Below are 15,892 nucleotides of genomic sequence, written 5' to 3'. Positions count from 1 at the left end.
CTCAGCGCGCCAACTTGTACACCGATGTCCCGGCAAACCAGTTTGGCGCAAATCGCACGGTGTGTCCTTCCTGCAAGCCAAAGCTGTCGAGCACGCGCAGGCCGTTGCGCGCAGCCAGGTCGGCCAGGTCGGCATGGGTGCCCACACGGATGTTGGGCGTGTCGTACCACTGATAAGGCAGGCGCTTGGTGACCGGCATGCGGCCACGCAGGATGCTCAGTCGGTTGGGCCAGTGCGCGAAGTTGGGGAAGGCCACAATGCCCACACGTCCCACGCGTGCGGTCTCGCGCAACATCACCTCGGCATTGCGCAGATGCTGCAAGGTGTCGATCTGCAGCACCACGTCAAACGAGGCGTCTTCAAAAATGGCCAAGCCTTCGTCCAGATTGAGCTGGATGACATTGACGCCGCGGGCGACACAGGCCAGTACATTGGCGTCGTCTATTTCGACACCGTAACCGCTGCAGCCTCTTTCGCGCTGCAGGTAGTCCAGCATGGCGCCATCGCCGCAACCCAGGTCGAGCACGCGCGAGCCCTTGGGCACCAGCTCGGCAATCGCGTGTTGAATGACGGCGTCGCTCATACAGAAACCTCCCGGGCAATACCGTCAAAGTAGCTGCGCACCACATTCTTGTAGCGCGGGTCGTTCAGCAGAAAGGCGTCGTGGCCATGCGGGGCATCGATCTCGGCATAGCTCACTTGGCGCTGGTTGTGCAGCAGTGCCTTGACGATCTCGCGGCTGCGCTGGGGCGCAAAGCGCCAGTCGGTGGAGAAACTCACGATCAGGAACTTGCAGGTGGCCGCGGCCAGTGCCTGGCTCAGGTCGTTGCCGTGGTGGCGTGCCGGATCAAAGTAATCCAGGGCACGGGTGATCAGCAAATAGGTATTGGCGTCAAAGTATTCGGCGAACTTGTCACCCTGGTAGCGCAGGTAGCTTTCGATCTGGAACTCGGCTTCCTGGGTGCTGAACAAGTAGCTGGCTGCCTCTTCGGGACGACCGTCCTTGGCAGCCTGAGCAGCGGCACGCAATTGCCTTCCGAACTTCTCATTCATCACGTCGTCGCTCAGATAGGTGATGTGGCCAATCATGCGGGCGATGCGCAAGCCGCGCTTCGGGATGACGCCATGTTCGTAGAAATCCCCGCCATGGAAGTCCGGGTCCGTCACGATGGCGCGGCGCGCCACTTCATTGAAGGCAATGTTCTCGGCCGTCAAGTTGGGCGCACTGGCGATCACCAATGCATGTCCGACCCGATCGGGGTAGCGCAGGGTCCAGCTCAGGGCCTGCATACCCCCCAGTGAACCACCCATGACGGCGGCCAGCTTGTCTATACCCAGGGCGTCCAGCAGGCGTGCTTGTGCGTCGACCCAGTCTTCCACCGTCACCACGGGAAAGGCCGAGCCATAGGGCTTGCCCGTGTCCGGGTTGGTGTGCATGGGGCCGGTAGAGCCAAAGCAGGAGCCCAGGTTGTTGACGCCGATAACAAAGAAGCGGTTGGTGTCCAGCGCTTTGCCAGGGCCGATCATGTTGTCCCACCAGCCCTCGGAATTGGGTTGGCCTTCGTATACGCCGGCAATGTGGTGCGAGGCATTGAGCGCGTGGCAGACCAGCACCGCGTTGGACTTGTGTGCGTTCAGTGTGCCGTAGGTTTCATACGATAGCGAATAGTCGCGAATGGCAGCACCGCTCTGCAGCGTCAAAGGCTGCGCGAAGTGCATGCTTTGTGCGTGGGCGATCAGAGGCGTATCCAAGCTAGTTCCCATTCAAACCCCAAAAAAACAAAACCCGGCATCGCAATCAACGAGGCCGGGAGTTTGGGTCGGTCCGTCTTTAGCTGAATTTGTAAAGCGCCCGCAAGCAGGGCAAATTGGCGCTGGACGAAATTCTACCAAGGCTTGCTGACGGCACCAGCCTTTGCAGGGGATGGCGGGAATATCAGGCTTTGCCGCCCATGCGCTCCAGCAACCGGTCCAGGGTCCAGCGCCCGGTTCCGAATACGGCCAACGACGCCAGCACAATGCCCCAGCTGATGTGCTGCTGCAGGGCCGCAGGGGCAATTTCCGTTAGCGACAAAACGGCCATGACGTTGATCACACTCAACCCCAGAGGCGCAAAGCGCCCGGCCAGTCCTGCCACCAGCAACACGGGCAAGGCGATTTCTCCACAGGTACCCATATAGGCTGCCAACTCGGGCGGCAGCAACGGCACGTGGTATTCATCCTGAAAGAGTGCCAGCGTGGTATCCCAATCGCGCAGCTTGGTCAGGCCGGAGAGAAAGAATGCCTGGGCCACGTACAACCGGCCCAACAAGGCCAACGGGGACTGCAGGGCATTGAGCGGGAACTCCATCCAGCGCCATAGCCTGGGGATTTGCAGCAAATAGTTCATGGAAATCAAAGTCCGTAAAAAGTTGTCAAGGACGGTTGCTCGCCATTTCATCCGTCAACCGTTGTCCGCCCAACACCAGACCCGTCTGCACAGCCATGGGCAACCATTGGGGAAAGTCGAGCAGAGGCGCCTGATCCAGTGCACCCTCAAGCGACGCACCTGCCATCAACGCGGTCAGCAACGCGCATTCGCCGGGCAGCGTCTGGCGCAGCCGCACCTGAAAGTCCTGGCGCCAGACCACCACGTCCTGTGGCGTGCGACTGCGCAGCTGCGCACCCACTTCGGCCAAACTCGGCGTGCCCTGCAAGTGCGCCAGCAGGATGCTGGCAACAGGCCAGGGGCTGCAAACAGTTGCCAGCCCCGGCGCCAGAATCAGCCCCAGCGTCTGTGGGTCTTCCGTGGTGAGCAGTACCAGCGTGGAAAGCGCTGCCTCCTGGTCCACGGCCCTGCTGCAGAGGTGCATGGCCCATTCGGTCCGGGCCACGTCGGCCAGATAAGGTTCCTCCTGCAGTTGTGCGCTTTGCTGCACAAACTCGGCTAGGCGTTCACCCCACTGCGCAATATCGCCCTGCGTGGGCGGATGGGCATGCCACAGGGCACGCGCCAGGTGGGCAAAGCTCTCCGTGCCCAGCATCTGCACCAATACCGGGTAGGCGTCCTGCAATGCACGCTCTGCCAGTACATGGCCGTTGGCCTGGTAGACCTGCAGGCCACGCTGCGGACTGGCGCCTACGCCTATTGCCTGCTCGGCCAGTCTCTGTGCAGCCGCTTGCACCGGCCAGGCAAACAGCGCTTCCAGCAAGGCTTGCTGCTGCGACGCCAGACTGCTCATGCGCCGCTCCCCAGAACCTGCCACGCCTCGTCGCGGGAGCGCTCTACCTCAGTCAGCAGGACTTCCAGCGCAGGAATGTCGGTATCCCACTCCAGCAAAGTGGGAACCGCGCCAAAACAACCCACGGCATGGCGGTACAAGTCCCAGACGGGCTGGCACACGCGGCTGCCGTGGTCATCGATGAATATCTCGCCATGTTCGTCCTGTACATGGCAATGCCCGGCCAGATGCAGCTCTGCGACGGCCTGGGGCGCAATGCGCTCCAGCCAGCGTGCACAGCTTGTCAAAGGATCAGCACACAGACCCGCCAACTGGGCGTTCTGCGCATTGACGTAGATGTTGTTGATATCCACCAGCAGGGCGCACCCGGTACGACTCGCCAATGCGTTCAGAAAGTCGGTCTCCTCCAGAGAGGGGTCCGATGCAGGCGTCCATTGCAGATAGGCCGACAGGTTCTCCACCATGAAGCGCCGCTTCAGGCGGTCCTGCACGCGCTGCACATTCCTGCAGAGCACGTCCAGCGCCTCCTGGGTGAAAGGCAATGGCAGCAGGTCGGCCGCATGCACCGCACTTCCCGCATAGGTTGCGCGCGCAAAACTGGCATGGTCACTCACGCGCACCGGGTCGATCCGGTTGACCAGCTCGGCCAACCGGTCGAGGTGCCAGTCATCCAGCCCCAGCGCCGAGCCCAACGACAACCCCACCCCATGCAGGCTGACCGGGTAGGAACTGCGTCCGCGCTCCAGCACCGCCAAGGTGGCCCCGCCGGGCGCGAAGAAGTTTTCGGAATGCACCTCCAGAAAATCCAGCGCAGGCTGCTGTTGCAGCAGTTGGGCGTAATGCGGCTGACGCCAGCCCAGGCCAGTCTGCAAGGGACGGTGTGGAGAAGGCAGATTCACGGCGTGGGCTTGGCTAAAGGTGTTCGGGCGCCTGTATTTCAGGTCTTGGGCTTCATGGCTTCGTCGGCCGTCATACCCTTCATGTCCTTGCAGGTGCCCTTGGCCACGTACTTCCATTCCGCCTTGTCCATGTCCACCTTGGACTGTCCGGCACAGGAATGCACGCCGGTGGTGCTAGCGCAGTCGTTCTGACCGGCCTTGGCAATGCCAAAACATTTTTCTTTTTCTGCCGCAGCGGCTGGCGCAGAAGCGAGTGCCAGCGTCATCAAAGTGGCGGCGGTGGCTGCAATCATGGAAGCGTGTTTCATATCAAAGTCCTTTAGAGAGTGGTAAAACCACGGGGTTGTGAAAATCAACCAGCTGCGTTTATCGGATGCTTCGCGCTGGTTATATCTTGGTCTGGGCTCCACGCTTTTTCTTACAAGATGGCCAAATTAATTTGACGTATAACGAGGACTCCTTTGCAAAGCTCCGAATCTCCCCTTCCAAAAGCTGCGCCAAGCTTTGAGTCCCAGGTTGCCGAACTGCGCGATTACCTGATGAAGTTCGCGCGCCTGCAATTGCGCAACGAAACCTGGGCGGAGGACGCCGTGTCGGAAGTTCTGGTAGCAGCCCTGTCCAAGCCGCAATCTTTCGGAAATCGCTCACAACTCAAGACCTGGCTGGTGGGCATACTCAAGCACAAGATCATCGATGCACTGCGTCTGCACGGGCGTGAAGTGTGTCAGATGGACGATTCCACGGATGGCCAGGAAGATCCACTGGAACTGCTGGGTTTCAAGCCGGACGGGCACTACGTGGAAGCGCCCGCCGAATGGGGCAACCCCGAGCAGCAAAGTAGCAGCCGCCAGTTCTTTGAAATTCTGGAAGCCTGTGCCAACCGACTACCTGCCGTGCAGGGGCGCCTGTTCCTGATGCGCGAGTGGCTGGAGCTCAGCAGCGAGGAAATCTGTAAGGAATTGGCCCTGACTCCGACCAATCTGTACGTTCAATTGCACCGTGCCAGATTGCGATTGCGTGAGTGCCTGGAATTAAACTGGTACGGCAACAAGGTGAATTCGTGACGCCATTCAAAAGAACCTGCAAAGAAGCCACCGCCCTGATGGTGGCCCGGGAGGACCGCGCGCTGGGTCTGGCAGACCGGCTGGCTTTGCGCCTGCATTTGCTGATCTGCGAGGCGTGCCCGCGATTTGAGCGACAAATGCTCGCCATGCGCAACGGCATGAAACAGTGGCGCAATTACACGACACAGGACTGACCCCAAACCGGCCTTGGAGGACATTCCATAAAAAAATTAGGAATGTCGCGGGAATTGGCGCATAATGAAATTGCCTTGCCAGAAAGCTGGTGGGGAAGTTTGCGGTGTTTAGTCAGTTTCGCGTCTGCTCTAAGTCTTTATTGGTTTGTTGATTGCGGTTTTGGACTCCATCGCGTTTTGAGTTATTTTGAGGAGTCCTTACATGGGCAACAAACTTTACGTTGGCAACCTGCCATATTCTTTCCGTGACGAAGACCTGCAGCAAACCTTTGCTCCCCACGGTACCGTTACTAGCGCCAAGGTCATGATGGAACGTGACACTGGCCGCTCCAAGGGCTTCGGCTTCGTGGAAATGGGCAGCGATGCGGAGGCACAAGCTGCCATCAACGGCGTTAACGGCCAACAATTCGGTGGCCGCGGCTTGGTTGTCAACGAAGCACGTCCCATGGAACCCCGTCCTCCCCGTTCCGGCGGCTTCGGCGGCGGTGCTGGCGGTGGCGGCGGCTACGGTGGTGGCGGTCGCTCCGGCGGCGGTGGTTACGGCGGTGGCGGCCGTTCTGGCGGCGGCGGTGGTTACGGCGGTGGCCGTGGCAGCAGCTACTAAGCAGCTCCCCCTATGTAAAAAAGGACCTTCGGGTCCTTTTTTACTTTGAGAGCTCGGTGAAATGGGCCCTCAAGCCTCATCAGCACGATGCTTGCGCGGCCTGCCCGCCAGGGCTTTGTCCAGCAATGCATTGGGCAATAGCCGCAAGAGTTTGGCTACCCATCCCATTTGCCAGGGAATGACCCGGTAGCTGTCGCCTGCCAGAATCGTGTGAGCGGCACGATCAGCAAAGTCATCCGTCGACATCAGGAACGGCATGGAATAGCGGTTCTTGCGGGTGAGCGGCGTATCGATGTATCCCGGACAGACAGTGACCACACGCACTCCGCTTGCGCGTAACTCGCCGCGCAGGCTCTCGCAATAGGAAATGACAGCCGCCTTGCTTGCGCAGTAGGCGCCATGCCCAGGCAACCCGCGAATACCTGCCACGCTGCCGATACCGACCAGGGTGCCGGAACCCTGCTTGCACATGCCGTCAATAAAAGGATGGAAAGTCGCCGCCAGGCCCACGTTGTTGGTGGCAAAAGTCTGCGCCATGACGTCCAAATCTGACCGGATCGCCGTGTCCATGCCGATGCTGATGCCCGCGTTTGCAATGACGACATCCGGCAACCCCTGGCTGAGCATGCACTGCTGCCCCGCATGCACGATGCTGTTCACGTCCGCAACGTCGGCACCATAGACGTGGCAGCGTTCAGCAGAAATGCCCTTGACCTGCATCCATTCCCGTACCACTTCCGTGCGGCGCGCTACCAGAGCCAAGTTGTAGCCCGCTTGGTAAAAGCGCCAGGCCAGGGACTGGCCGATGCCACTGGATGCGCCGGTAATGAAAACCAATGAAGCCATGGCCTTTGTCCCGCTGGTTCAGTGCTGGGGAGTGGGCACTAGCGTACCGCGCACCCGTCCGTTGAGCTGCACGATCTGCTCGACATTGTCGTAGTCCATGCTGTCTGCCGTAAACCGGTCCTTGCCACGCAGAATTTCCACCGGCAGGTGGGACTTCAAACGCTCCGTATCCATGAAAGCGTGTAAAAACTCACTGCGATACTGCATGCGCGGCGTTTCGTCCTTCCCCGCTTCCCGGTTGGCCTCACGCACCACCACCGCGTTCCCCATCAGTTGCACCTCCGAGCCGTCCTGGTTGGTCAGCCCCCGGTCTGCGGATGCCGTCGTCAGATGGCCCTTGGTATCAAAGGAGCGGATGCGGATGCCATCAATTTCCAGCCATTGGGTATCGGGATAGTGGCGTACCTTGTCGCCCATGACCTCGCTGCGGATACGGCCCGCTGCATCGAAGGTTTTGACCGAAAACCCCTGCATGAAATAGTCGGGATCGTGCCGCTGCACTCTGGGCGCGCCGGGCGTCTCGACTGCGGGCGTGGTGCGCACCATCCAGTACGTGCCCAGCGCCAGAACCGCCATGCACAAGAGCGGCAGGTACAGAAAGAAACGGTCTCCGGCCTCGCGAATGAAAGTGCGCGCGTTCCACATCAGTGGGTGTACTCCGCCAGCAGGTCAGCGTAGCGTCCACTAGCCACCATCAGCAGGTCGCAAAATTCACGGACTGCACCAGAACCTCCCACCGCTCGGGTGCGGTAATTTGCAAGCCCAAGCGCTTCAACATGGGCATTGGCTGGTGCACAGGAAAACGCCGCGCTCTGCATCATGGGCAGGTCCGGCCAGTCATCGCCCATGGCGGCGGCCTGACTCCATTGCAACCCCAACTCCCGCAAGGTTTGCTCGGCGGCAGGGCGTTTGTCTTCCGTACCGAAATGGGTGTGGGTGATACCCAATGCTTCAAGGCGCTTGCGTAGGGCCTTGGAATCGCGCCCCGTGATCACGGCGGGAATGATGCCCGCCTTCTTCAGCATCTTCAGCCCATGTCCGTCAAGCGTGTTGAAACGCTTCAGCGTTTCGCCACTCTCGGAATACAACAGGCCGCCGTCGGTCAGCACACCGTCCACGTCAAAGAAAGCGATTTTGATGCCCTGCGCCTGAAGCAGGAGCGCAGGATCGAAAGAGATGGCGGGTGGCATCAGATGACCTTGGCGCGCATCAGATCATTGCTGCTGATGGCACCGCACAGGCGTCCTTCCGCATCAAGCACCAGCACACCGGTGATGCGGTGGCTTTCCATCATGTCAGCCGCATCCACTGCCAGCGCGTCTACACCAATGGTCTTGGGGTTGGTATGCATGACGTCCGCAGCGACCGTGTTGCGCAAATCCTTGCCCTGCTCCACCAAGCGACGCAAGTCGCCGTCGGTAAAGATGCCCAGCACATGGTCATCCGCATCCACGATGGCCGCCGCACCCAGTCCCTTGGCACTCATTTCCCGCATCAATGCGCTAAATCCCGCATCGGGTGCAACGCGCGGCACGGCATTGCCACTACGCATGACGTCGCTTACGTGGGTCAGCAGTTTGCGCCCCAGCGCGCCGCCGGGGTGTGAGCGGGCAAAGTCTTCGGCACGGAATCCACGTGCATCGAGCAGGGCGACCGCCAAGGCATCGCCCAGCGCCATCTGCGCAATCGTGCTGGCAGTCGGTGCCAGGTTCAAAGGGCAGGCCTCTTTTTCCACCGCGCTGTCGAGCCAGATATCGGCGTAGCGCGCCATGGTGGACTGGGGGTTGCCGGTCATTGCGACCAATGGCGTACCCAGGCGTTTGAGCACCGGCAGCAAGACTTCCATCTCCTGCGATTCGCCGCTGTTGGAGATGGCAAGCACCAGGTCCTGTTCGGTGATCATGCCCAGGTCACCGTGGCTGGCCTCGCCCGGATGCACGAACATGGCGGGCGTTCCGGTGGAAGCCAGCGTGGCTGCGATCTTGCGCCCCACATGGCCGCTCTTTCCCATGCCCATGACCACCACACGCCCCTGGATGGCCAGCACAGCTTCCACCGTCCTGGCAAAAGGCGCGCCGATGCGGCCTTGCAGCCCGGCGATGGCGGCGGCTTCTATGACCAGGGCATCCTGGGCCATGGCAATGGCACGTTGGGCTACTGAATCGGGGGTCCGGTGTGGGATGGCTGTCATGCAGGCATTTTATAGAGCCAGGTGGCTTCAGGCCGCACTTGCTAGGATGCAGGCATGAATGGTCTTGAGATTACCCTCCTGTATTTGCTGGCGGCGGTGCTGGGGGTAGTCACCTGCAGACTGCTCAAACTGCCACCCATGCTGGGCTATCTGTGCGTGGGCGTGCTGATTGGCCCCAATGCCATGGCCCTGTCACGCAATGTAGAGGCGGTGCAGCATCTGGGCGAGTTCGGCGTGGTGTTCCTGATGTTTGTGATCGGTCTGGAATTCAATCTGCCCAAGTTGCGCGCCATGCGCCAGCATGTGTTCGGACTAGGTTTTCTGCAGGTCACGGTCACCATGCTGGTGGGCACTGCAGTCATGCTGCTGTTGGCCCGACTGCTGCCCAACCTGTGGGCCATGAACTGGAAGGCGGCACTGACGTTGTCGGGCGCCTTGGCCATGAGCAGCACCGCTATTGTGGTCAAGCTGATGGTGGAACGGCTGGAACTGGAGGCCGAGCACGGCAAGCGCATCATGGGGATATTGCTGTTCCAGGATCTGGCCGTTGTTCCCCTGTTGGTGCTGGTACCCGCGCTAGGGGCCTCCGACCAGAACCTACTCAGCGCACTGTCTCTGGCCGGGGTCAAGGCGGTGCTGCTGGTGACCGTGCTACTGGTGGGCGGCCAACATGTGATGCGTCACTGGCTGACGCTGGTGGCACGGCGCAAGAGCGAGGAGTTGTTCGTGCTCAACCTGCTGTTCATCACGCTGGGCCTGGCCTGGCTGACCGAACAGGCCGGGCTCAGCATGGCCCTGGGCGCCTTCATCGCGGGCATGCTAATTTCCGAAACGGAGTTCAAGCACCAGGTGGAAACCGACATCCGCCCCTTCCATGACGTCTTGCTGGGACTGTTTTTCATCAGCATTGGCATGCTGCTGGACTGGCGACTGGTGTTGCAGAGCTGGGGCCTGGTATTGCTGCTGATGCTGATTCCCCCCTTGCTCAAGATCGCTCTGGTTACGGGTCTGGCGCGTGGCCTGGGCGCGACCAGCGGTGTGGCCCTGCGCACCGGCCTGTATCTGGGTCAGGCCGGTGAATTCGGCTTTGTGCTGCTTACGCTGGCCGAGGAAAACGCATTGGTGCCACCCATGCTGCTGAACCCGATTCTGGCTGCCATGGTGCTGTCCATGGTGGTCACACCTTTTGTGGTGATGTACAGCAACCGCATTGTCTTGCGCTTGGTGTCCACCGAATGGCTGCAGCAGTCTCTGCACATGACCACGATTGCCCGCAAATCCATTGGCGTGAAGCAGCATGTGATCATCTGCGGATTTGGACGCTGTGGGCAGAACCTGGCGCGGATGCTTGAAAGTCAAGGCATTCCCTACCTGGCGCTCGACCTGGACCCGGACCGTGTACGCCAAGCCGCAGCGGCCGGGCAGAACGTGGTCTTTGGTGACTCCGCCCGGTTGCAGGCACTGATGGCTGCCGGCCTGGCACGGGCCAGTGCCGTGGTCGTCACCTACCTGGACGAGGCAGCGGCACTGAAGGTGCTGGCCAACCGACACGCCCATGCGCCGCAGGTGCCAGTGATCGTTCGCACCCAGGATGACCACAGCCTGGAGAAGTTGCAGGCCGCTGGAGCAACCGAAGTGGTCCCCGAAGCCATCGAGGGCTCACTGATGCTGGCCAGCCATGCGTTGGCGCTGGTGGGCGTACCCATGCGGCGCGTGATCCGTATCGTGCAGGACCAACGGGACGCACGCTACAACCTGCTGCGGGGGTTTTTCCATGGCGCAGACGACGATTCGGTGGACGAGCTTCATCACGAGCGGCTGGTCTCCATCACCCTGCCACAACTGACTGCGGTGGCTGGCAACGCACTGGAGCATTTCGCACTGGAAACATTGGAGGTCCGCGTTCTGAGTCTGCGCCGCAGCGATGGCAGGGCGGTCAGCACCGCATCTGATGTGCTATTGCAAGCCGGGGACACCCTGGTGCTGTCGGGCAAAGCCGAGTCGCTGGCGCTGGCGGAGCAACTCCTGCTCAAGGGCTGACTGGGCCCCCAGACAGGGCACAATGGGCGCCCGTGCCCCTTATCCGTTTGGACCAACCCATGCAAAACATCAGTGTGAACCAGTATCTGCGCGACCATATCCGCACCGTGCCGGATTGGCCCGCACCCGGCATACAGTTCCGTGACATCACGCCGCTGCTGCAGGACGCCAAGGTATTCCGGGTGTTGATCGATGCATTCGTGCACCGCTACATGTCGGCAGATCGTCGCCCCGATGTGGTTGCCGGCCTGGATGCACGCGGCTTCATCATCGGAGCTGTCGTGGCCTATGAGCTCAATGTGGGCTTTGTGCCCATCCGCAAAAAGGGCAAGCTGCCCTTCACCACGGTGGAAGAGACTTATGAACTGGAATACGGCAGCGCCACGGTGGAGTTGCATACCGATGCGGTCAAGCCAGGTCAGCGCGTGCTGCTGATTGATGACCTGATTGCCACTGGCGGCACCATGATGGCCGGACGCCGTCTGTTGGAACGTCAGGGCGCAGTGGTGACCGAAGGTGCGGCCATTGTGGATCTGCCGGAACTGGGCGGCTCGGCCAAGTTGCGCGAATCCGGGCTGTCACTGTTCACGCTGGTGGACTTTGCCGGGCATTGAGGGCGGCGAGGTCGCCAACAACCCGACGCTAGTTGAGCCCACCAAATTGCGAAGGACCCAAAGGTGAATTCGCATCAAACGGCTCGGTATCGCTGAAGTCCGGCTCAGGCGCCGGATTGCGCCTGCCAGAACGCACCACCTCGCCCGAACGAGCTGGCGCGGCACCACTTGCGGCAGCGGCTACAGCCCGCTTGAATGCCAGCACTTCGTCAACGGACACCTCTTCGTCCGAAGAGGGCGTTCGGGATTGCGGGGCAAGTGGCGCAACTCCCGGGGGTGTGGCGGGCCTCGCTGCCGCCTTGGGCACTGGCGCAGCTTGCGCCATCGACGGGGATGCCGGTCGGACACTCACCATGTCGTTCACCCGCCAGTAGACGGCAGTGACCAGCATATCAAAGCGCTCCTTGGCGCTACGGGCTATGGCGCCTTCCATGTTCACAAAGCGCTCCGGATCTGTCATGTAGTCCCGCGGCACGTCCACCATGATCAGGTACTGGCGACCACTGGAATCTAGTGACAGCACCTTGAACTTGTAGGTGGAAGAAAGAATGCCCGAGGCCGTCATGCATTCGCGCACGATGCCATACAGCAGCTCCCGGCGTTGCATGCGTTCACTCTTGCGGCTGTTGCTTGGAACAGTCTTGTCGGTGGACTGGTATTGCAAGGGCAGGGTCGCGTCGGAGGCACCCAGATCAGAAGGCGGCACCGAGGGCGATTCAGTGGCCGTTTTCCGTTTTCCAAACCAGCTTAAGAAGGACATAGATGTATGGAGTAAGCGTGTCCCAGCAGTGTAGGACAGATCACTTGCCAATACAAAACTGCGAAAAGATCACGCCCAGCAGATCGTCCGAGCTGAACTCACCGGTGATCTCACCCAAAGCGCCTTGCGCCAGGCGCAATTCTTCGGCCAGCAAGTCCAGGGACTGGGCATGGGCGGCCAAATGGTCCGCTGCAAGCTCACAGTGGTGCTCGACCCGCCGCAGTGCCTGAATGTGCCGTTCCCGCGCAATGAAATTGCCGCCGCTGGCAGGCCGCCATCCTGCGGCTTGCAACAGGGCCTGACGCAGCGCATCCAGTCCGCTGCCAGTCTTGGCGGAGAGTGTGATGCCTGCCTGACCCTGCGAATTCGGCGCTGCATCTGCCTTGTTCCAGACTTCTATGACGGGAACACCGGTTGGCAGCTTCGCCTGCAAGGTCTGGGCAATGACAGCATCACCAGACAGGTAATCAGTCTGGGTCGCACGTGTCAGGTCGTGCAGAAACAGCACCACGTCGGCGGCGGCAATCGCTTCCCAGGCGCGGGAGATGCCAATCTTCTCCACCACATCTTCGCTCTCGCGCAAACCGGCGGTATCGATCACGTGGATGGGTACACCTTCGATCTGAATGGTCTCCTGCACGCGGTCGCGCGTGGTGCCGGCAATGGGCGTGACGATGGCCAACTCCGCACCCGCCAAGGCATTGAGTAAGGATGATTTGCCCGCATTGGGTTGACCGGCAATCACGACTTGAATGCCTTCGCGCAGCAGGGCACCCTGGGACGCCTTGGCAAACAATTCCTTTAGCGATGACTGAATGCGTTCCAGCTGTCCGGCTGCATCCGCCTTTTGCAGAAAATCGATCTCTTCTTCCGGAAAGTCCAGCGTGGCCTCCACCAGCATGCGCAAATGGGTTAGGGCGGCCAGCAGGGCGTGAACCTCCTTTGAAAAGGCTCCAGACAATGATTGCGCAGCACTGCGCGCGGCGGCCTCGGTGCTGGCGTCAATCAGATCAGCAATTGCCTCGGCCTGCGCCAGATCAATCTTGTCGTTCAGGAATGCGCGTTCGGAAAACTCTCCCGCTGTCGCCAGGCGCAGCCCGGGCAACACGGGCAAATTGCTGGTGGCGCCCACCTGCGCTGCCACCTGCAGACAACGTGCAAGCAGCAATTGCAGCACCACCGGCCCTCCGTGGGCCTGCAACTCCAGCACATCCTCTCCGGTGAAGGAATTCGGGCCAGGGAAGTAAATGGCCAGACCGCGGTCTATCGCAATGCCGTCGGCATCACTGAAGGGCAGGTACAGGGCCTCGCGGGGAGGCAGAGAACGGCCGAAAAAGGCCTGGACAAAAGGTGAGAGCTGCCTGGCACTGATGCGCACAATGCCCACCGCCCCTCGGCCGGGCGCGGTGGCAATGGCCAGAACCGGATCGTGGTGACGTGGCAGCATGGTGCGCCACTAGACAGTCAGCGATCCGGCTCCGCCCATCAGAACTTGGGCAGATTGAACTTGGGCGGCACACCCATGCGGGTGTTGATGATCCATTGCTGGGCAATGGACAGCACGTTGTTGGTGATCCAGTACATCACCAGGCCCGATGGGAAGAAGAAGAACATCACGCTGAAGGCCAGCGGCATGATCCACATCATCTTAGCTTGCATGGGGTCTGGTGGCGCAGGGTTCAACGAAGTCTGCAGCAAGGTGGTCAAGGTCATGACCAGCGGAAGGATGTAGAAAGGATCAGGTGCCGAGAGGTCATGGATCCACAGTGCCCAAGGAGCGTTGCGCATTTCCACGGTGGACAGCAGCACCGAGTACAGCGCGATGAATACCGGGATCTGGATCATGATGGGGAAGCAGCCACCCATGGGGTTGACCTTCTCCTCGCGATAGATGCGCATCATTTCCTGCTGCATCTGCTGCGGCTTGTCCTTCAGACGCTCGCGCATTTCCATGATCTTGGGGTTGATGGCTTTCATCTTGGCCATGCTGGCGTAGGCCTTGGCATTGAGCCAATAGAAAGCGATCTTGAGCAACAGCACCAGGGCCACAATCGACCAGCCCCAGTTCTGGATGAAGCTGTGCAGCTTGTCCAGCAACCAATACAAAGGCTTGGCCAGAATCGTCAGGCGACCATAGTCCTTGAGGAGTTCGAGGCCAGGGGTGAGCGCTTCCAGCATTTTTTCTTCTTGCGGCCCCACGAACAGCTTGGCATCCACCACCTTGCTGGCGCCAGGAGCCAAAGGCTCGAGCGGCGCCACCATGGTCGCGCGGTAGCAGCAATCCGCCACAGAGGCACCGATGTCCACAGCGTCCATGGACAGATTGCGTTGCACGCCATCGGGCAATATCCAGGCACTGGCGAAATAGTGCTGCACCATGGCGACGTAGCCATTGGAGCTGCTGGGCTCAAAGTCTGCCTTGTGCTTCTTGATGTCGGAGAAGTCCACTTTCTGGAACTTCTTGGCTTCCGTGTAAACGGCAGGTCCGGTGTAGGTCGAATAGAAGGACGAGCCGCCAGCGGGCTTGTTGCCGTCACGTACCAGCTGCAGGTACAGCTGTGCCGACTGCGGATTGGCAGAGGTGTTGATCAGCTCGTGCTTGACTGCAATATCGTAGGCTCCGCGGCGCAAGGTATAGGCCTTGACCAGCTTGATGCCGCCCACGTCGGGCGAGGTGAACTGGATCACAAGTTCGTTCTGGCCATCCTTGAGTTCATGCGGGCCGCTGGCTGTCATCACCGTCTTATGGGTGGGAAATGCCCCTCCAGCAGCTCCGGCCACCACGCCCGACTGGGCCATGTAGACGCGATCCTTGCTGTCGTCCAGCAGTACGAAGTTCTTGGTCTTGTCTTCGGTATCGGCGTACTTCAGCAATTCGGCACGCACCAGGGAGCCACCTTCGGTGTCCATAGTGAGCTTGAGCACGTCCGTGGTAACGACAAACCGCTCTTTGGGTGCCGCGGGCGCAGCATCAGCTGCCGCCGGTACCGTGGCCTGACCTGCCACAGGTGCTGGAACAGCGCCATCCTTACCTGCGACGGGCTTACCGTCCGCCGCCTTGGGCGCACTGGCCTGCACGGCAGGTCCGGGGAAGAAAGTGGCCCGTTTGCCATTGGCGACCTGCCATTGATCCCAGAGCAGAACCATGGAGAAGCCAAAGATCACCCACAAAATGGTGCGGCGGATATCGTTCATGAGGGTTTCTTTTCAGACGGAGAAATCAGACGGCCAAAAAGCCGGGGGGGTTCAGTAGGTACCGGGTCGGAGCCGCCAGCACACCAGGGATGGCATCGCACCAGACGAGCCGCCGTGAGATAGCTTCCGGCCATCGCACCATGCTGCTCAAGCGCCTGCAGGGAGTATACGGAACATGTGGGCTCGAAACGGCAGGCAGAACCCAGCCAAGGGCTCAACAGCAGACGGTAGGCCTTGACCAGGCTGATCAGCAACCACTGCACG

Annotated in this window: 19 protein-coding genes; 5 read left to right on the top strand and 14 right to left on the bottom strand. The window is 60.5% G+C overall.

Going from position 1 to position 15,892, the window contains the following annotated elements; all coding sequences use genetic code 11:
- Position 1: 1 nt before the first annotated feature.
- The 6 genes from metW to AAGF34_RS08660 all read right to left on the bottom strand — a co-directional run bounded on the left by metW (position 2) and on the right by AAGF34_RS08660 (position 4,428).
- Positions 2-583, bottom strand: coding sequence for a methionine biosynthesis protein MetW (gene metW, locus AAGF34_RS08685; protein ID WP_342620215.1), 582 nt, complete (start codon positions 581-583; stop codon positions 2-4).
- Positions 580-1,764, bottom strand: coding sequence for a homoserine O-acetyltransferase (locus tag AAGF34_RS08680; RefSeq protein ID WP_342620214.1), 1,185 nt, complete (start codon positions 1,762-1,764; stop codon positions 580-582). Before AAGF34_RS08680 ends, metW begins: the two co-directional genes overlap by 4 nt.
- A gap of 172 nt (positions 1,765-1,936) precedes the next feature.
- Positions 1,937-2,389 carry a DoxX family protein gene (locus AAGF34_RS08675; RefSeq protein ID WP_342620213.1) on the bottom strand — a complete coding sequence of 151 codons (453 nt, stop codon included), beginning with the start codon at positions 2,387-2,389 and terminating at the stop codon, positions 1,937-1,939.
- Between the two features lie 25 nt (positions 2,390-2,414).
- Complete coding sequence (locus tag AAGF34_RS08670) at positions 2,415-3,221, bottom strand: DNA-binding domain-containing protein (RefSeq protein ID WP_342620212.1); 807 nt, start codon at positions 3,219-3,221, stop codon at positions 2,415-2,417.
- Positions 3,218-4,120: a DUF692 domain-containing protein gene (locus AAGF34_RS08665; protein WP_342620211.1), complete on the bottom strand. Its 903-nt coding sequence runs from the start codon at positions 4,118-4,120 to the stop codon at positions 3,218-3,220. The genes AAGF34_RS08670 and AAGF34_RS08665 overlap by 4 nt, the downstream gene beginning before the upstream one ends.
- A 38-nt stretch (positions 4,121-4,158) precedes the next feature.
- Positions 4,159-4,428 (bottom strand): DUF2282 domain-containing protein, encoded by a 270-nt coding sequence (locus AAGF34_RS08660; RefSeq protein WP_342620210.1) that lies wholly within the window; start codon positions 4,426-4,428, stop codon positions 4,159-4,161.
- A gap of 231 nt (positions 4,429-4,659) precedes the next feature.
- On the opposite strand from AAGF34_RS08660, the gene AAGF34_RS08655 reads away from it, so the two are divergent.
- The 3 genes from AAGF34_RS08655 (at position 4,660) to AAGF34_RS08645 (ending at position 5,982) form a co-directional block, all read left to right on the top strand.
- Positions 4,660-5,184, top strand: coding sequence for a sigma-70 family RNA polymerase sigma factor (locus AAGF34_RS08655; protein WP_342621063.1), 525 nt, complete (start codon positions 4,660-4,662; stop codon positions 5,182-5,184).
- The gene (locus tag AAGF34_RS08650) at positions 5,181-5,378 is read left to right on the top strand and encodes a zf-HC2 domain-containing protein (protein ID WP_342620209.1); all 198 of its coding nucleotides are present in this window, start codon (positions 5,181-5,183) and stop codon (positions 5,376-5,378) included. Before AAGF34_RS08655 ends, AAGF34_RS08650 begins: the two co-directional genes overlap by 4 nt.
- 202 nt (positions 5,379-5,580) lie before the next feature.
- Positions 5,581-5,982 (top strand): RNA-binding protein, encoded by a 402-nt coding sequence (locus tag AAGF34_RS08645; RefSeq protein ID WP_342620208.1) that lies wholly within the window; start codon positions 5,581-5,583, stop codon positions 5,980-5,982.
- A 69-nt stretch (positions 5,983-6,051) separates the two neighbouring features.
- Here AAGF34_RS08645 and AAGF34_RS08640 read toward each other — a convergent pair whose 3' ends face one another.
- The 4 genes from AAGF34_RS08640 to AAGF34_RS08625 are packed head-to-tail and all read right to left on the bottom strand — an operon-like array spanning position 6,052 to position 9,019.
- The gene (locus AAGF34_RS08640; protein ID WP_342620207.1) at positions 6,052-6,828 is read right to left on the bottom strand and encodes an SDR family oxidoreductase; all 777 of its coding nucleotides are present in this window, start codon (positions 6,826-6,828) and stop codon (positions 6,052-6,054) included.
- A gap of 18 nt (positions 6,829-6,846) precedes the next feature.
- Positions 6,847-7,473 (bottom strand): LPS export ABC transporter periplasmic protein LptC, encoded by a 627-nt coding sequence (lptC, locus tag AAGF34_RS08635; protein ID WP_342620206.1) that lies wholly within the window; start codon positions 7,471-7,473, stop codon positions 6,847-6,849.
- Complete coding sequence (locus tag AAGF34_RS08630; RefSeq protein ID WP_342620205.1) at positions 7,473-8,018, bottom strand: HAD family hydrolase; 546 nt, start codon at positions 8,016-8,018, stop codon at positions 7,473-7,475. Before AAGF34_RS08630 ends, lptC begins: the two co-directional genes overlap by 1 nt.
- Positions 8,018-9,019, bottom strand: coding sequence for a KpsF/GutQ family sugar-phosphate isomerase (locus tag AAGF34_RS08625; RefSeq protein WP_342620204.1), 1,002 nt, complete (start codon positions 9,017-9,019; stop codon positions 8,018-8,020). Before AAGF34_RS08625 ends, AAGF34_RS08630 begins: the two co-directional genes overlap by 1 nt.
- 54 nt (positions 9,020-9,073) lie before the next feature.
- Between AAGF34_RS08625 and AAGF34_RS08620 the strand changes: the two genes are divergently transcribed.
- Both AAGF34_RS08620 and AAGF34_RS08615 read left to right on the top strand, forming a co-directional pair.
- Complete coding sequence (locus tag AAGF34_RS08620; RefSeq protein WP_342620203.1) at positions 9,074-11,059, top strand: cation:proton antiporter; 1,986 nt, start codon at positions 9,074-9,076, stop codon at positions 11,057-11,059.
- A gap of 59 nt (positions 11,060-11,118) precedes the next feature.
- Entirely contained in the window at positions 11,119-11,673 is a 555-nt protein-coding gene (locus AAGF34_RS08615) for an adenine phosphoribosyltransferase (protein ID WP_342620202.1), read from the top strand.
- A gap of 28 nt (positions 11,674-11,701) precedes the next feature.
- Here AAGF34_RS08615 and AAGF34_RS08610 read toward each other — a convergent pair whose 3' ends face one another.
- The 4 genes from AAGF34_RS08610 to yidD all read right to left on the bottom strand — a co-directional run bounded on the left by AAGF34_RS08610 (position 11,702) and on the right by yidD (position 15,891).
- On the bottom strand, positions 11,702-12,379 hold the full coding sequence (locus tag AAGF34_RS08610) for a hypothetical protein (RefSeq protein WP_342620201.1): 678 nt from the start codon (positions 12,377-12,379) through the stop codon (positions 11,702-11,704).
- A 94-nt stretch (positions 12,380-12,473) separates the two neighbouring features.
- The gene (gene mnmE, locus AAGF34_RS08605; RefSeq protein ID WP_342620200.1) at positions 12,474-13,880 is read right to left on the bottom strand and encodes a tRNA uridine-5-carboxymethylaminomethyl(34) synthesis GTPase MnmE; all 1,407 of its coding nucleotides are present in this window, start codon (positions 13,878-13,880) and stop codon (positions 12,474-12,476) included.
- A 38-nt stretch (positions 13,881-13,918) separates the two neighbouring features.
- Positions 13,919-15,628, bottom strand: a complete 1,710-nt coding sequence (yidC, locus tag AAGF34_RS08600) for a membrane protein insertase YidC (RefSeq protein ID WP_342620199.1) — start codon at positions 15,626-15,628, stop codon at positions 13,919-13,921.
- Positions 15,625-15,891, bottom strand: a complete 267-nt coding sequence (gene yidD, locus AAGF34_RS08595; RefSeq protein WP_342620198.1) for a membrane protein insertion efficiency factor YidD — start codon at positions 15,889-15,891, stop codon at positions 15,625-15,627. The genes yidC and yidD overlap by 4 nt, the downstream gene beginning before the upstream one ends.
- Position 15,892 lies beyond the last annotated feature (1 nt).

Origin of the sequence: Rhodoferax sp. GW822-FHT02A01 (assembly GCF_038784515.1) — a bacterium.
Taxonomy (GTDB): Bacteria; Pseudomonadota; Gammaproteobacteria; order Burkholderiales; family Burkholderiaceae_C; genus Allorhodoferax.
This window is presented reverse-complemented; position numbering and strand designations above follow the sequence as displayed.